At 65.0% G+C, this 14,949-nt stretch carries 15 protein-coding genes; 5 read left to right on the top strand and 10 right to left on the bottom strand.

Annotated features, from left to right (window positions below):
- Position 1: 1 nt before the first annotated feature.
- From trbE to J1N50_RS03995, 6 genes are read right to left on the bottom strand one after another with little or no spacing between them, the layout of a single operon-like run.
- On the bottom strand, positions 2 to 2,470 hold the full coding sequence (gene trbE, locus J1N50_RS04020; protein WP_017499933.1) for a conjugal transfer protein TrbE: 2,469 nt from the start codon (positions 2,468 to 2,470) through the stop codon (positions 2 to 4).
- A complete protein-coding gene (locus J1N50_RS04015; protein WP_051035683.1) occupies positions 2,464 to 2,694 on the bottom strand; it encodes a VirB3 family type IV secretion system protein in 231 nt (76 codons plus the stop codon). Before J1N50_RS04015 ends, trbE begins: the two co-directional genes overlap by 7 nt.
- Before the next feature lie 50 nt (positions 2,695 to 2,744).
- Complete coding sequence (locus J1N50_RS04010) at positions 2,745 to 3,098, bottom strand: TrbC/VirB2 family type IV secretion system protein (RefSeq protein WP_017499935.1); 354 nt, start codon at positions 3,096 to 3,098, stop codon at positions 2,745 to 2,747.
- Entirely contained in the window at positions 3,095 to 4,117 is a 1,023-nt protein-coding gene (trbB, locus tag J1N50_RS04005; RefSeq protein WP_017499936.1) for a P-type conjugative transfer ATPase TrbB, read from the bottom strand. Before trbB ends, J1N50_RS04010 begins: the two co-directional genes overlap by 4 nt.
- Positions 4,114 to 4,539: a hypothetical protein gene (locus tag J1N50_RS04000; RefSeq protein ID WP_017499937.1), complete on the bottom strand. Its 426-nt coding sequence runs from the start codon at positions 4,537 to 4,539 to the stop codon at positions 4,114 to 4,116. The genes trbB and J1N50_RS04000 overlap by 4 nt, the downstream gene beginning before the upstream one ends.
- Before the next feature lie 2 nt (positions 4,540 to 4,541).
- A complete protein-coding gene (locus J1N50_RS03995) occupies positions 4,542 to 6,569 on the bottom strand; it encodes a conjugal transfer protein TraG (RefSeq protein WP_038292469.1) in 2,028 nt (675 codons plus the stop codon).
- 342 nt (positions 6,570 to 6,911) lie between these two features.
- Here J1N50_RS03995 and J1N50_RS03990 point away from each other — a divergent pair, with 342 nt between their 5' ends.
- From J1N50_RS03990 to J1N50_RS03970, 5 genes are read left to right on the top strand one after another with little or no spacing between them, the layout of a single operon-like run.
- Positions 6,912 to 7,250 carry a hypothetical protein gene (locus tag J1N50_RS03990; protein WP_017499939.1) on the top strand — a complete coding sequence of 113 codons (339 nt, stop codon included), beginning with the start codon at positions 6,912 to 6,914 and terminating at the stop codon, positions 7,248 to 7,250.
- Positions 7,247 to 7,621: a helix-turn-helix domain-containing protein gene (locus J1N50_RS03985; RefSeq protein ID WP_017499940.1), complete on the top strand. Its 375-nt coding sequence runs from the start codon at positions 7,247 to 7,249 to the stop codon at positions 7,619 to 7,621. Before J1N50_RS03990 ends, J1N50_RS03985 begins: the two co-directional genes overlap by 4 nt.
- 3 nt (positions 7,622 to 7,624) lie before the next feature.
- Complete coding sequence (locus J1N50_RS03980; RefSeq protein ID WP_017499941.1) at positions 7,625 to 8,635, top strand: ImmA/IrrE family metallo-endopeptidase; 1,011 nt, start codon at positions 7,625 to 7,627, stop codon at positions 8,633 to 8,635.
- 6 nt (positions 8,636 to 8,641) lie between these two features.
- The gene (locus J1N50_RS03975) at positions 8,642 to 9,322 is read left to right on the top strand and encodes a C1 family peptidase (RefSeq protein ID WP_017499942.1); all 681 of its coding nucleotides are present in this window, start codon (positions 8,642 to 8,644) and stop codon (positions 9,320 to 9,322) included.
- Positions 9,294 to 10,073, top strand: coding sequence for a thymidylate synthase family protein (locus tag J1N50_RS03970; protein WP_017499943.1), 780 nt, complete (start codon positions 9,294 to 9,296; stop codon positions 10,071 to 10,073). The genes J1N50_RS03975 and J1N50_RS03970 overlap by 29 nt, the downstream gene beginning before the upstream one ends.
- Here J1N50_RS03970 and J1N50_RS03965 read toward each other — a convergent pair.
- From J1N50_RS03965 to rlxS, 4 genes are read right to left on the bottom strand one after another with little or no spacing between them, the layout of a single operon-like run.
- Positions 10,040 to 10,744, bottom strand: a complete 705-nt coding sequence (locus J1N50_RS03965; protein ID WP_017499944.1) for a uracil-DNA glycosylase — start codon at positions 10,742 to 10,744, stop codon at positions 10,040 to 10,042. The genes J1N50_RS03970 and J1N50_RS03965 overlap by 34 nt on opposite strands.
- Positions 10,741 to 11,919 (bottom strand): nucleoside triphosphate pyrophosphohydrolase family protein, encoded by a 1,179-nt coding sequence (locus tag J1N50_RS03960; protein ID WP_017499945.1) that lies wholly within the window; start codon positions 11,917 to 11,919, stop codon positions 10,741 to 10,743. Before J1N50_RS03960 ends, J1N50_RS03965 begins: the two co-directional genes overlap by 4 nt.
- Positions 11,916 to 12,116 carry a hypothetical protein gene (locus J1N50_RS03955; RefSeq protein ID WP_017499946.1) on the bottom strand — a complete coding sequence of 67 codons (201 nt, stop codon included), beginning with the start codon at positions 12,114 to 12,116 and terminating at the stop codon, positions 11,916 to 11,918. The genes J1N50_RS03960 and J1N50_RS03955 overlap by 4 nt, the downstream gene beginning before the upstream one ends.
- A gap of 51 nt (positions 12,117 to 12,167) precedes the next feature.
- Positions 12,168 to 14,132 carry a relaxase/mobilization nuclease RlxS gene (rlxS, locus tag J1N50_RS03950; protein WP_017499947.1) on the bottom strand — a complete coding sequence of 655 codons (1,965 nt, stop codon included), beginning with the start codon at positions 14,130 to 14,132 and terminating at the stop codon, positions 12,168 to 12,170.
- Positions 14,133 to 14,949 lie beyond the last annotated feature (817 nt).

The raw sequence follows: 14,949 nt of genomic DNA, 5'->3' as shown, positions 1-14,949 counted from the left end.
ATTACTCCTTGTCTTCTGGGGGGCGGGCGGCAGGGTGACGCCCAAGCAGGTCGGCCGCCCAATCGAGGCCGGCTTGGGAGAGAAAGGTCGCGGCGAAGTCGGCCTGGCCCTTTTCGGCCAGCACCGCGTCTATGCGCTTCTGGCTGTCGGGATCGGACGCGCCGCACAACGCCAGCGCGATCGGGCCTAGCCCAAGCTCGAACAGCCGGTTGCCGCGCGCTGATTGCAGATAATATTGCCGCTTGGGCGTCGCGCGGCTGACCAGTTCGATCTGGCGCGCGTTGAGACCGAAGCGGACGTAGACCGTCTGGCCCTGCGGCTCGATCGCCCGATCATTGGGCAGCAAGATGCGCTGCGGACAGCTTTCGATGATGGCCGGCGCGATCGTGCTGTCGGCGATATCGGCTAGGCTCTGTGTCGCGAACACGACGCTGACGTTCTTCTTGCGCAGCACCTTCAGCCACTCACGGATGCGCGCGGCGAACAGCGGGTGGTCGAGGAACACCCAGGCTTCATCCAGTACGAGAAGCGTCGGCCGCCCGGTGAAGCGCTCCTCGAGACGATGGAACAGGTAGGTCAGCACGGGCGCAACGACGCCCGCCTGCCCCATCAGCGCTTCAGTCTCGAAGCACTGCACGTCGGCGATCGCTAGATCGTCTTCGGCGGCGTCGAGCAGGCGGCCGAACGATCCTTCGAGCGTATAGGGCGCGAGCGCCGATCGCAGCGGTGCCGATTGCAGCAGCAGCGACAGGCCGGTGAGCGTGCGTTCCTCGATCGGGGCGGTCGCGAGATTGGTGAGCGCCGACCAGACGGCCTCCTTGATCTCGGGTGTGACCAGTACTTTCTCATGGGCGAGCAGCGCGCCGATCCATTCGGTCGCCCAGGCGCGTGCGTTGGAGCGATCGATGTGGCGCAGCGGCTGGAAGGCGATCGTTCGCCCGCCCACGTCATCGGCATGACCGCTCTCACCGCCAAGCCCGAGCGCGTGATGCGCGCCGCCCATCGCCAGCACGGCCGCGCGCGCCGAAAATCCCTTGTCGAAGACATAGACCTGGGAGTCTGGATATCGCCGGAACTGAAGCGCGAGCATTGCGAGCAGCACCGACTTTCCGGCCCCGGTGGGTCCGACGATCAGCATATGACCGACGTCGCCGACATGCGTGCTGAGACGGAACGGCGTCGAGCCGCTGGTTTCCGCATAAAGCAGCGGCGGACCGTCGAGGTGCGGATTACGCGCCGGTCCTGCCCATACCGAGGACAGCGGCATGAGATGCGCGAGATTCAGGGTGTGGACGATCGGTTGCCGGACGTTCGCATAGACATGGCCCGGCAGGCTCGACAGCCACGCCTCGACCACATTCATGCCCTCGCGGATGCAGGTGAAGCCGAGCCCGTTGACGATGCGCTCGACCGCGCGGACCTTTTCCTCGACGCGGGCGCGGTCGATATCGGCAACGGTGATCGTCGTCGTCAGATAGCCGAACGCGACATGATCGCCGCCGAGCGCCTGCAAGGCGAGGTCGGCATCGACCACCTTGTTGTCGGCATCGCTGTCGAGAAGCTGGACCGGCTGGTTGTAGATGACTTCGCGCAGCAGCGCGGTGATCGACTTGCGCTTGTTGAACCACTGCCGCCGCAGGCGAGTGAGCGCTTTGGTTGCGTCGGTCTTGTCGAGCGCAATGAAGCGCGTCACCCAGCGATAGCCAAAATCCTCATGGTTGAGTCCGTCGAGGATGCCGGGACGGCTCGCGTTCGGAAATCCGAGGATGGTGAGCGTCCGCAGATGCTCGTCGCCGAGCATCGGTTCGAGCCCGCCGGTCAGCGGCGTGTCGGCGAGCAGCCCGTCCAGATAGATGGGCGTTTCGGGCACGGCGACGACATGGCGGCGCGCGGAGATCGCACCGTGGAGAAAGGTCAGCATTTCGCTGTCGCCGAGCGCGCGCACCTCGGGCATGAAGCCTCTGAACAGGTCAAGCGCACGATCCGTCTCGGCGATGAAGCCGGCAAGCGCTTGTCGCCAGTCGCGGCCCTTCGCGTCGTCGCTGCGCTCGATCAGCGCTCGGCCCGCCGTGTCCGCCTGATCGGGCGGAGGCAGGAGGGTGAGCGTCAGATAATAGCGGCTCTCGAAATGCGCGCCCGCGCTTTCGAACGCCGCGCGCCGTTCCTCATCGACCAGCCACGACGCCGCATCGGGAAAGCTGCTGTCGGGATAACCCAGCGCTTCGCGCCGCTCGGCCTCGAAATGGAGTGCCCAGCCCGAGCCGAAGCGCTTCAGGACATTGTTCGCCCGCGCGCAGGCGGCGACAAGCTCGGCTTCGGTGGCGGATTCTAGATCGGGGCCGCGGAACCTGAGGACGCGCAAAAAGCTGCCGTCCTTGTTGAGCACCACGCCGGGCGCGACAAGCGCCGCCCATGGAAGATGATCGGCGAGCCGGTCGGCCTTCTGACGGTATTCGCGCAGATTCAGCATGACAGATGCCCCTTCTGGCGAAGGTGGCGGACAAGGACCGGGGCGAAGTCGGGATCGCGCTTGGCGGCGAACACCGCGAGAGTGTGCCCGAACGCCCACATGGCCAGCCCGGCGATCCACTGCTGGAGACCGAGTCCGAGCGCGGCCGCGATCGTACCATTGACGATCGCGATCGCTCGCGGCGCCCCGCCAAGCAGGATCGGCTCGGCAAGCGCGCGGTGCATCGGCGCCTCGAACCCCTCGATATGGCTGGCGCCATAGGAATTTGGCGCGTTCACGAGATGAGCGCCCCGCCGCCGAAGCTGAAGAAGCTGAGGAAGAAGCTCGACGCCGCAAACGCGATCGACAGGCCGAAGATGATCTGGATGAGGCGCCGGAACCCGCCTGCCGTCTCGCCGAACGCGAGCGTCAAACCGGTGACGATGATGATGATCACCGCGACGATCTTGGCGACAGGACCCTGGACCGATTCGAGGACCTGCTGAAGCGGTTCCTCCCACGGCATGCCCGAGCCGGCGGCCTGCGCGGTGGCGGCGAGCGCAAGCCCGAGGCCGATGGCGGCGCCGGTGAGGAAGATGCTCCGACGATCGGGAATACGGGCAGGAATACGGGACAAGCGCATGGTCATTCTCCTTGGGGTTCGAGGGCGTGGTCGGGAGTAAGGTCGAGGACGGCGTAGCCGCCGTCGGGATCGAGGCCGGCGACGCGCGCGATCGTGTCGACGCGGCGCGCGAGGCCGCGCCCGGCGATGAACACGATCATGTCGATGGCGTCGGCGATCAGCCGGCGCGGAACGGTGACGACGCTTTCCTGCACGAGCTGCTCGAGCCGGTAGAGCGCCGACACTGCCGAATTGGCGTGGACGGTTGCGATGCCGCCCGGATGCCCGGTGTTCCAGGCTTTGAGCATGTCGAGCGCTTCGCGCCCGCGCACCTCGCCAACGACGATGCGATCGGGGCGGAGCCGCAATGTCGAGCGGACAAGATCAGCCATCGTGACGCCGCCGGCTCCGGCAGTGCCAATCGTACGCGTGCGCAGCCCCACCACGTCGGGCGCGGCGCATTGCAACTCACGCGTGTCTTCAATGATGATGACGCGTTCGTCGAGGTGCGCCATCTCGGCGAGCAGCGCGTTGGCAAGCGTCGTCTTGCCCGAACTGGTGCCACCCGCGACCAGGATGTTCTTGCGCTCGACCACGGCCATCGACAGCAGTCGCGCCGTGTCGGCGGGCATGATGCCGTCCCGCACATAGTCGAGCAAAGTGTAGATGCGCGCCGCGGGCTTGCGGATCGAGAAGCACGGCGCGAGGCTGACCGGCGGCAGGATACCCTCGAACCGCTCGCCCGCGCCTTCGCCGTGCGGTGGCAGCTCGGCTGACACGATCGGCGCATTGCCATGAACCTCTGTCCGTGCGTGGCTGGCAACCAGGCGGATGATCCGCTCGACCTGCGCGGGCTCATATTTGGTGCCGGTATCGATCCGGCCTTCGCCGAGTCGATCAAGGCGCAACACGCCGTCCGGGTTCACCATGATCTCGATGACCACCGGATCGGCCAGCGCTGCGGCGATGGTCGGCCCCATCGCGGTGCGCAGCATCGCGCGCCGACGCCCTGCGGAATTATCGGAGCCGAAAAGCGTGTCGCTCATCGCCCACCTCCATTGTCTTTCGCGGAGGCAGCAAGCGTGCGCTGGCCGCTGGCGAGCGCTTCGCCGACGCGGGCAATGAACGCCTCGAAGCGGTCTCGGCCGATCGCACGCGCCGCTTCGTCGGCTTCGGCCAAAGGGGCCTGCACCATCAGTTCATAGCGGATGAACAGCGCCAGGCTCTCGAGCAGCACATGCCCGTCACGCTCGACACGCCCCAGCGCGAGCGACATGCGATCGAGCCGCTGGCTGAACTTGTTCTCCAGCTCGCTCGCCGCCTGCCGGTTGAGCCAGGCGGTGAGCGCGTCGGTGAGGATCGCCGATTTGGACGCGCCGGGCTGGCTCGCCAGCGCCTCGAAGCGGTGGCTCAGATCTTCGGGCAGGAAGAGCTGGTAGCGGACGCGGTTGGGTTTGATCGCGGCCATTGTCAGAAGTCCGGCAGCATGTCGGCGCTGCGACCCTGATTGATCGCGTGAGCGCGGATCAGCGTGCCGGTGGCGCCGGCGCGGTCCATCGCGTGCTTGTCGGCGATCGTGTCGGTGTCGTCGCTGTCCAGGCCGAGCAGGTCGAGCTGCTTTGGCGGCTCGGGTTTTTTGGCGGGTTCTTCGCCGAGGCCGGGGTGGCGCTGCTGTTGCAAGCCGCCGTCCTCATCCGCCTTCGCATCGTCATCGGGCTTGCCGAGCCGGGTATCGGGCGCGCGGACCAGTCCGCTCCAGTCGTTGGGGCGTGCCTGCGGCCGGTCGGGATAGTCTCCGGGCGCGGGCTGCGGCGGCGGTGCGATCCGCTCGCGGAAATTGCGGTCCTCGTAATAGCGCAGCTTCCTCGCGCGGATCGGGGCCATGCCGGAGACAAGGACAAGCTCATCCTTGGGCGGGAGCTGCATCACCTCGCCGGTGGTCAGGAGTGGCCGGGCGGTCTCCTGCCGGCTGACCATGACGTGCGCCAGCCAGGGCGCGAGCCGGTGGCCGGCATAGTTGCGCATCGCGCGCTGTTCGGTGGCGATGCCGAGCGCGTCCGAAATCCGCCGCGCCGTGCGCTCGTCGTTGGTCGCAAACGCGACGCGGACATGGCAGTTGTCGAGGATCGAGTTGTGCTCGCCATAAGCCTTCTCGATCTGGTTCAAGGACTGCGCGATCAGGAAGGCGCGCACTCCATAGCCCGCGAGAAAGGCAAGACTGGTCTCGAAGAAGTCGAGCCGCCCCAATGCCGGGAACTCGTCGAGCATCATCAGGAGCTTGTGCTTGCCCGCCCTGGCGGGATCGGCATCGAGCTTTTCGGTGAGGCGGCGGCCGATCTGGTTGAGCACCAACCGCACCAGCGGCTTGGTGCGGCTGATGTCCGATGGCGGGATGACAAGGTAGAGCGAGACCGGATGGCCGGCCTCGACGAGATCGGCGATCCGCCAGTCGCAGCGCGATGTCACCGCGGCGACGGTCGGGTCGCGATAGAGCCCGAGAAACGACATTGCGGTGGAGAGGACGCCGCTGCGCTCGTTCTCGCTCTTGTTGAGCACCTCGCGCGCCGCCGAGGCGACGACGGGATGGATCTGCGGCGCATCCTTCGTGCCGAGGTGATTGGTGGTCATCATCCGCCGGAGCGTGGCGGTGAACGGCCGCTGCGGGTCCGACAGGAATGTGGCTACCCGTGCGAGCGTCTTTTCTTCCTCCGCATAAAGGACGTGGAGGATCGCGCCGACCAGGAGCGAATGGGAGGTTTTCTCCCAGTGGTTGCGCCGTTCGAGCGCGCCTTCGGGATCGACCAGGATGTCGGCGATGTTCTGGACGTCGCGGACCTCATGCTCGCCGCGCCGGACCTCCAGCAGCGGGTTGTATTTGGCGGAAGCGGGATCGGTCGGATTGAACAGCAGGACGTGGGAGAAGCGCGCGCGCCAGCCGGCGGTGAGCTGCCAGTTCTCGCCCTTGATGTCGTGAACCACGGCGCTGCCGGTCCAGCCAAGCAGTGTCGGTATGACCAGCCCGACGCCCTTGCCCGAACGGGTTGGCGCGAACGCCATGATATGTTCGGGGCCGTCATGCCGGAGATAGCGGCCGCGCGAGCGGCCCAGGAATACGCCGGCATCACCGTAAAGGCCGGCCCGCTCGATCTCGTTCGGCCTGGCCCAGCGCGCCGAACCATAGGTGGTGACGTGACGCGACTGCCGCGCGCGCCAGAGCGAGCCTGCGATCGCCGCGCCGCAGCCGATGAAACCGCTCGCGCCGGCGAGCGCGCCGGCCTTGTCGAAAACATGCGGCGCATAGGCATCGTAGTGATACCACCAGGGGAAGAGCGCCCAGGGACGATAGACCGGCGTGCTTCCAGCCATGAACCAGGCCGGACCAAGTTCGGGCTGGTAGGCGAGCATCGCCGCCGCCCATTGGGTCGCCGCCCAGAGGCCCGCGATCACGATTGCGAACACGACAAGGATCTGGCCGATGAGCAATTTGGTCGGGGTCACGTTGAAGCTCCCGCCCATACCGCCGGATGCGGTCGGGGCGCGGCTTCAAGACTCGGCTATGGGCCGCCCGAAATGAACGGAGCCGCTGGGGGCTGGTGGGTGACCGAAGGAGATCACTCGTCGGCGACTGACTCAATATTCCAGCTCTGTTCTTTTGATCGAGCTATGACCCGAGTTGATGATTCTGCCCTGTCGTTGTCCCTCGAGGTGGCACTGACCACCACACCGCACCGCCGATGACCCGCTACACCCTGCAAAAATCCGAGCTGCAAATTCGGGCTTGCGTGTCGGATTATCAGACATTATATCGCATTTAATGTAGTGAAATCGTGCGAGGCATGCATGGCGACAATCGCTCCTCCGCAGCCCGCGGCAACCGCGTTTCCCAAAGCCGACGCCATTAGGGCGTTGGTCGACGAACTGCTGCAAGTGGCCAGGGCTGAGGCACAGGTGCGCGGAATTGCCCTGCCTCCGGAAAACCCGAAGATCATCCAGGCGCCCGTGCCACTCGACTCCTTGTCCGTGGTCGACACGCTTTGCGCGGTGGAGCAGGTCCTCGACATCGAGCTTCGCGACAGCATCGTCCGCACCGGCGGCTACAATTCGATCGAGAAGGCGATTGACGACCTCCTCCCTAAGATCGAACGCGTCTGGGTTAAGAAGAAAGGGTCGAAGCCATGACCAATCTCGCACTCCGCCAGGAAGGCGACGAGCAGGAGCGGCGGCGCTTGGGCGACCGTCTGCGCGAAGCACGGAAATATCTCGGCCTCAAGCAGGAAGAAGTTGCTGCCTATCTCAAGATTCCCCGGACCGCGCTTACCGATATCGAGAATGGCCAGCGCCGCGTTGAAGCGATCGAACTGACGCGGCTTGCCCGTCTTTACCGCCAGTCGGTGGCCTATTTTACCGGCGAAGACGAGGCCTCCGCGAGCCTTCCCGCCGATGTCGCCCATCTGGCGCGACGCGTTGCGGCCTTGTCGACTGAGGACCGGGCCGAGCTGAGCCGGTTTGCCGAATATCTCCGCTCGCGGTCTGGCGGCGAACGGAGCTGATCGATGGCGTCGGATTATGCGAGCGCGGTTCGCGCTGGTACGATGGCAGCGGGCCGCCTGCATCGCGAACTCGATACGCGCGCACTGATCGAGACCCAAGGCGGCAGCGTCGATGTCTTCGGCGCGATCCATGCCGTGGGTCTACCCTTGCTGCTTCGTCCTCTGAAAGGCCTGCTCGGCGCCTATCTCAGCGCACCTGCTCCTGGCGTTCTCGTCACGACGGAACGACCGATGAGCATCCAGCGCTTCACGGCCGCGCACGAACTCGGGCATTTTTCGATGCGACACGAGCCGAGCCTCGACGATGAGAGCATCCTGCGCCGGATGCCGATGTCGCCCGAACCGGGAAACAACTTCGAGGAAACCGAAGCCGACGCCTTTGCGATCGCCTTCATGATGCCGAAATGGCTGGTGCTCGCGCACAGCGCGCGACAAGGATGGCAGATCGATCATTTCCGGCGCCCCAATGTCGTCTATCAGCTCTCGCTGCGGATCGGCGCCAGCTATGAGGCGACGTGCCGCACCCTGGTTCGCTACAATCTGATTTCGCCATCGGTGATGACCGACCTGCTCCGGACGCAGCCGCGCAGCCTGAAGGTCGATCTCCTCAAGGACTATCGGCCCGACAACTATCGCGGCGACGTCTGGCTGCTGACCGAGCGCGATGCCGGCTCGCGGATCGATGGCAGTCGCAATGATCTTTTCGTGCTGCAGCTCGAAGAACATAGCGGCGGTGGGTATCTCTGGGATCTCGACCAACTGATCGCCAGCGGCTTCGCCGTCGTTCGAGACGAGCGTGAGGCAATCGACGGCGATGGCATCGGTGGTCCCGTTGTCCGCCGTGTCACCGCGGCGCCCGATGCGCCGCGGCGCGGCCGCATGTCGCTCGACGAGCGGCGGCCGTGGCAGCCTGCGCCGGCCCTCACCAGCCTGACGCTCGATTTCGACCTCACCGGCCCGGAACAGACGGGCCTGTCGCGCGCCGAACGGCGGCACCTGCTCGAGGCCGCCTGACGCCCCATGATCGATATCGTCCGTGACCTTCGGCCGCTGTTCGGGCCTGCGCGCGATCAAGGCGCGCGGCCGACATGCCTCGCATTCGCCGCGAGCGACACCCACGCCGGGCTTCGCGACGGCTGGGCACCGCTGTCGTGTGAATTCGCCTTTTATGCCGCGCAGAAACGGGCGGGCAGACCGCCGACGAGCGGCGCACTGCTATCCACAATGCTGGACGCGCTACGGCTCGATGGCCAACCCGACGAGAAAGGCTGGCCGTATCTGGCAGCGGTTCCAGCCGATCATCGACTGTGGACGCCGCCGGCGACCGTTGGCCCGCTCTATGGCCGCAACGGACAGAGGGATGGAACCGACCTGTCATCCATCCTTGCCGCGCTGGATCGTGACACGCCGGTGCTCATGCTGACGATGCTGTCACGGTCTTTCTTCCAGCCGCGCGGTGATGGCGTCGTCGATCCGGCGAACGACGAACTCCCCGAGCCAGCGCAACGGCACGCGGTCGTCGCGGTCGGGCATGGAACCGTGGACGGCACCCCGGCCATTCTCATCCGCAACAGCTGGGGACCAGGTTGGGGCTTGGAAGGCCACGCCTGGCTTACTGAGCGCTTTCTAGCGCCGCGCCTTTTCGCCACGGCAAATTTGACGGAGGAAGTCGATGTATCTTCCCATACCGCCGCAGCCTGACTGCGTTGCTGGCTGGCGCGAGGCGGTCCGGCTCGTCGACCTCGCCACCGGACACCAGGCGCAGAATGTCGTCATCTCCGTGGCCGAGCCGACTGCGCGCGCAACACTCGCCGATCCCGTCGTGGCGGAAGTCGATGCCTTCCTTTCGGGCCATGGCAAGAAGCCCATCGAGACGGTCGCCAACACGATTTTTCCGGCAGCGCTGTACAGGCGCTACGGCGCGCCGCAATTCTTCGACCGGTTTCGCGACAACGTGCTGCCGAAGGTCCGGAGGTCGGGCGCTTGGTCGGGCTATTATTTCGAACGGATGATGGAATTGCCCCGCGCCGACGGCCAGCCAATCAATCAAATCTGGGGCATCGTCGAGCGCCTGCGCAACCCGAACGTCCGAGCGCTCAACAAATTCGAACTGCTGATCTTCGACCCCGCCCGCGACGTGAATGACTCGCCCTACGGCGGTCAGTGCCTGAGCTTTGCCAGTCTCAAGCTGATCGGCAAGGGCGACGATCGTCGCCTCGGCATGACCGCGCTCTACCGCAATCACTACTATATCGAAAAACTGCTCGGCAATCTGATCGGCCTCGGCCGTCTGCTCGAATTCATCGCCAAGGAAGGCGGGGTCGCGCTGGGTCCGCTCACGATCGTCTCGACCAACGCCACGGTCGACACCGCCAACTGGAACCGCGGCGATCTTAAGCAACTCTTTGAACGCTGCGATCAGGCGAGCGCACATCTCCGTGCTGCGGCGTGAGGCGCGCCCAACGGCAGTTCTAGCGGCTCATCGTTGTCATCCGCGACACCGTACAGGCTGAACATGCCCTCGATGAACTCGCGCTGCCCGCCGTAGCTCGGATGGCGGACCGCGGTGGTCGGAATGTCGAGACCGTCCAGCGCCAGGTGAGCGTCGCGCCCGATCGCGACGATCTGGCGGGGCCGGATCATTGACACGAGGGCTTGCAATATCGGCCAGGTCGCCTCGCGCTCGCTTCGCGTGTGGCATCGGTTCGACATCGGATCATCCGCTTCATGGGGATGGAACGGGAAAACGTTCCAGAGCATGACAGGCTGACCGATCCGCTCTAGCACACGCCAGACGATCGCCGCGGTGCGCTCCGCCACGGCGGGTCCCTGCGTCGCACGTTCAAATGCGATGCCGCCCATCAGCGTGCCGGCATGTCCGAGGTGAATTTCGTCGGTCAGCGGTACGCCCGTACGCCGCCCCCCGCGATAGCCGAGATCACGCGCGATCCAGATCGTTTCGACGCGATGATCAAGCGCCGCGGTGAGCAGCATTTCGAGATTGTCGCGGCGCCGGGCGGCGGCGTCGCTGCGGTCATGGACCGTGCAGCGATCGCGCCAGGGATTGAACACTGAGGGAAGTTCGGTCGCCGCCAGGGTGGACACAAAGGATTTCGGGGTCATGACGGCAATTCCTTGATACGCAGGCGGCGATTGGCGAAGTCGATCAGGACGCGGCCGCGCCGATGCTCCTGAAGGAAGCGGAAAGCCGTATAGCCCTGGAGGATCGCTTCCTCCCAAAGCCACAGCGGACAGCGTTCTGATTCGTAGCCGGCGACGAACTGGCGGACATGCTTCAGCATGTCCAGCGGAAGGCCACCGCGCTTCACGTTTTCAAAGTACCGGAGTTGCTGCGCTTGTCCGAAAATCCAGGAAGTTATGCCCTCTTCGATGAGAATCGCCCGAGCACCGTCTTCGGCGTCGTCGAGTTTCGGATCGCTCTTGCGCTTGAGACGGAGCAGCGCACGCAGCACTGGCGACCAGCCAAGCACCGCGACATAAGCGTAGTGAAAGACATCGTGGAAACGATAGTCGTCGGGTTCGAGCGCGTTGTCGGTGAGCCGGTCGCCGACATACACACCGCTTGAGCGTTGATACACGAATGTCTGCCCGCGAACGGTGCGTTCATAGACGTCGATCGCCATCCGCCGCGGCAATTGCTCTTCTGGGTCGAGCGCCGCATCGGTCGGCGCCGGATAGATGCGCTCGCGCGGCCAGCGATCGAAGATCTTGTGAAGATTCTTCACGGCGGCAGCCTCGATGGTAACACCGGATTCGTTTGCCGCCTGGATCAACCGGCGCATGACCGCGACCAGCCGGCCCGCGAGTGCTTCGCGGTCCTTCGCAAGACCGCCCGCCTGGAAATCGTTGATGAGCAGCCCAACGTCGCCTGCCAGCGCGAGCAGGCTATGCTCGAACTGCGGCATCGGTGCCTTGGCAAGCGGAATGTGCTGCGGCTGCAGCGCATGGAAACTGAGCGTTTCGTTGCCGCCCGTCTGCCATTGTCCGCCGTTTGTCGCCGCGGCGGCAGCGATGTCGCTGAGCGCCATGCGGCTGCGCCGTGCGATCGCCGCCAGATACCAAAGGACGTCACCAAGCTCTTCCGCGACGGCGTGAGCGTAACCCAGGTAGGAGGCATCGTCGCGCTGCTTTTTCTTGGCCTCACTGAGCAAGCTGCCGACTTCGCCGAAAAGGCCAAGCATCGAGAAGCCCAGTGCGCGGCCACCGCTGCGTTGATCAGTCCGCGCGGCCTGCTTCGCATAATCCGCAACAGTGAGAGCTTCGAAATCCTCGCTCATCGCCTGCCCTTCCGGCGATCCGATATCGCGTCTGCGGGGACGCTCACGCCATAGGCTTCAAGTGCCCGCAGTACGATCATCCGGATCGGCTCGCGGGAATCGAGCGACCGTTGACCGAGATCGCGTTTCGTAACGGCAGGAATCTGCACCTGAAGATGCTCGTCGCCGACATCGGTTTGCGCTGCGATATTTTTCATGAATCCATGAAAACATAATTTCATGAAAATAGAAAGCCCGAATCCTCCGGATCAGGAGACGCTCGGCCCGCTGCGCTGCCGCCCGAGTGTCCAGTTGATCCCGCCGTCGCGCATGATGCCCGAGACCGATTTACCGACATGGCGATCGAGAACAGAGCGCCACGGCACCAGCGTGAAATCGCGCGACCGTTCGATGAGCGCATGGCGACCACTCGTCATCTCGACTGCGCGCACGAGCCTGCCTTGAACAGCCTCCCCCTCTCTGGCCTCGGCGAACGGAACGCCTAACTTGTCGGAGAGCTGGCGGGCGACACGCAGCAATTCTCGCCGCTGGAGCGCGGCGAGCATCCCTCGCCGATAGACCGTCTGCCCATCCTGTTCGTCTGCAAGCTGTTCGGTGATCAGCCATTGCCGTCGCATCGCCTGCGCTGAACGAACCTCGTGCCCGAACCCAGCATCGCGCACTGGCACCGGCGCTTCGGCGACCAGCTCGCGATCGAGCCAGGTCGCGGCATCGGTTCCCGGTAATTTGTCGAGCGGGATCGCCGACAGGGTTTCAATGGCAACGGGGTGGTCGCGGAACTGCATGGCTTCGAACCTCTCGACCCTGGCGAGATGGTCCGGCGCGATGATCCAGCTTCCGTCGGGCTCGCGCTCGACGACGCCCGAGATTTTTCGCATCGCTTCAAGCCGCCGGACATGCGTTTCGGCGAAGCGTTCGCTGGCGGTCGGATCGTGCTTCAGATGGGCGTCGATCGAATAGCGCCCGCCGTTCGCCGCCGCGATCTCGTCGATCGTCCGATCGACGGCGCGAATGCCGCCCTCGCGTGGCGCGATCCGGACGATGGCATTTTCGGGGATCGTGTCGACCAGCTCGCCCTTGCCGATCTCGGCATAATGGGTGCGCCCGTCGATGCCGTCGACCAGCAGATAATGACGGTCTTCATGTTCGTCGGCGAGCCCGCGCATCACGACGCGGCCGATGATCGGCGTCGCCTCCTTCGCGACCGGGTCGTAGATGACGCGATCGACCGCAGCACGATCGAGCTTCCGCGCGGTCAGCTCGCGCTGCATGGTGCGGATGATGTCGCCGCGCTCGCCGATCTGGCGCAGTGTGTTCGCAAGGTCGGGCTCAAGCCGCCAGGTGCCGTTGCCGACATGCGAGGCGAGTCCCATGCGCCCGAGTTTCTGCAGGCGACCGACGCGAAGCGATTGCTGGAAGGGATCGCCATCGCTCGCGCTGACCAGCCGCGCGGTATCCATGTCGCGGATCAGCCGTCTGTCGATCGCGGTCAGCCGCTCGGCACCCGTATCGCTGCGAAGCCGCTCTTCGATTTCAAGGTCGGTGCGCGGCCCCAGGTCGAGGTTGACGATCTCGATCGCCCGCTGCCGGCTCCCGTGCGAGATATACTCGCGCGCGATCAGCAGATTCTCACCCCGATCGTTTACGCCGCGCACCACGATATGCGTGTGCGGATGGCCGGTATTGAAATGGTCGACCGCCACCCAATCGAGCTTTGTCCCAAGATCCTGCTCCATCTGCGTCATCAGCCGGCGCACGAACGGCTTCAAGTCGGGATACTGGTCGGCGTCCTCGGCCGACACGATGAACCGGAACTGGCGGCGGTCGCCGTCACACCGTTCGAGGAACGCCTTGCCATCGGCGACGTCGCTGTCGGGCGAGTAGAGCGCACCAGCCTCGCCCTCACGGGTCACGCCGTCGCGCTGAATATAGCGAAGGTGCGCCTTCGCACCGCCCATGCCTTTCCCGCCAAGGCCGACAGGCCGTATCTTGACGATCACGCGGCGCGACCGGAACGCGCCCAATCGGTCGCGCGATCTGAGCACCCGCGCAACACTCGCGCCGCGCCCGATCCGGCTGCCGTCGAAACGGCCGCGCCTGCCCGTTTTCATGCCGGCCCGCTTTGCCGCTTTCACGACGCGGCTCAGGTAGCGCTGCTCCTTGCCCCGGCCGCGCATCCGGCCCAGCTGCGGTTCGAACTCATCATCGCGCATAGCGGCGTCCTTCCATGCCGGAATGACGCTCCCCGCCGATAAGAATGGCGCGTCCTCGCCAGAGCGCAAGGAGTCTCGCGATTGGGATCGGAAAAGCCCAGAAAACCGCCACTCCTGGTAACCCTGTCTCGCACTCAAAGGGCGAGTCTCGCAAAAGCCTTCAAAAAACGATGTGCAGACAAACACTTACAAAATCGCGAGATTTTGCCTCTATCTTGCCATCGAGCCCGACTGCCACCTGCCGCCCCAGACGCCCGCTTTGCCTTCCCGCCTTCCCGATCAAAAAAGGGGAGCGGCGCCATGCGGCACCACTCCCGCGAACCTGCCCCTTCAACAGCGCATCGCCTTATTGCCAGCCTGCCTGTTCGGCCTGACGCAGCGCCCGATTGCACCGCTTCAGCCTCTTCTCAGCGGCCCTTAATTCGGCTTCGATCTGCCGCCGTTCTCCCGCGTCATCGCACCATGAAAGCTCCGCGCGAAGCTCCTCGATCTGTTGTTCAACCGACATCTCATCCTCCTGATACAAGCGAAAGATGAGCCATCGCCCGGCGGGGAGCGGGCGGGGTCAACCACCGCGCAGCGGCCGCGAAGCGGGCGACGGGGGAGCCGATTTTCTCGTCGCCGGAGTGGAGCGAAGCGGAACGCAGGTGGCGTGAAAATTGGGGGAACCGTCGATGGTTGAGGCGGTCCGTTCGCCGCCGGATACTCGGTGCTTGCTGAGCGGATTTCTTCCTCTCTGCAGGCCCGCAAGCGCGTTCCGGTGCAGGAAAAGGCCCACGCCAAGCCCTCAAGGCATGAGGAAAGCCCCGCGCCGGGT

Origin of the sequence: Sphingopyxis soli (genome assembly GCF_018682675.1) — a bacterium.
Lineage (GTDB): Bacteria > Pseudomonadota > Alphaproteobacteria > Sphingomonadales > Sphingomonadaceae > Sphingopyxis > Sphingopyxis soli.
Note: the sequence above shows the minus strand (reverse complement) of the source record. Positions and strands in the feature narration are given on the sequence as shown.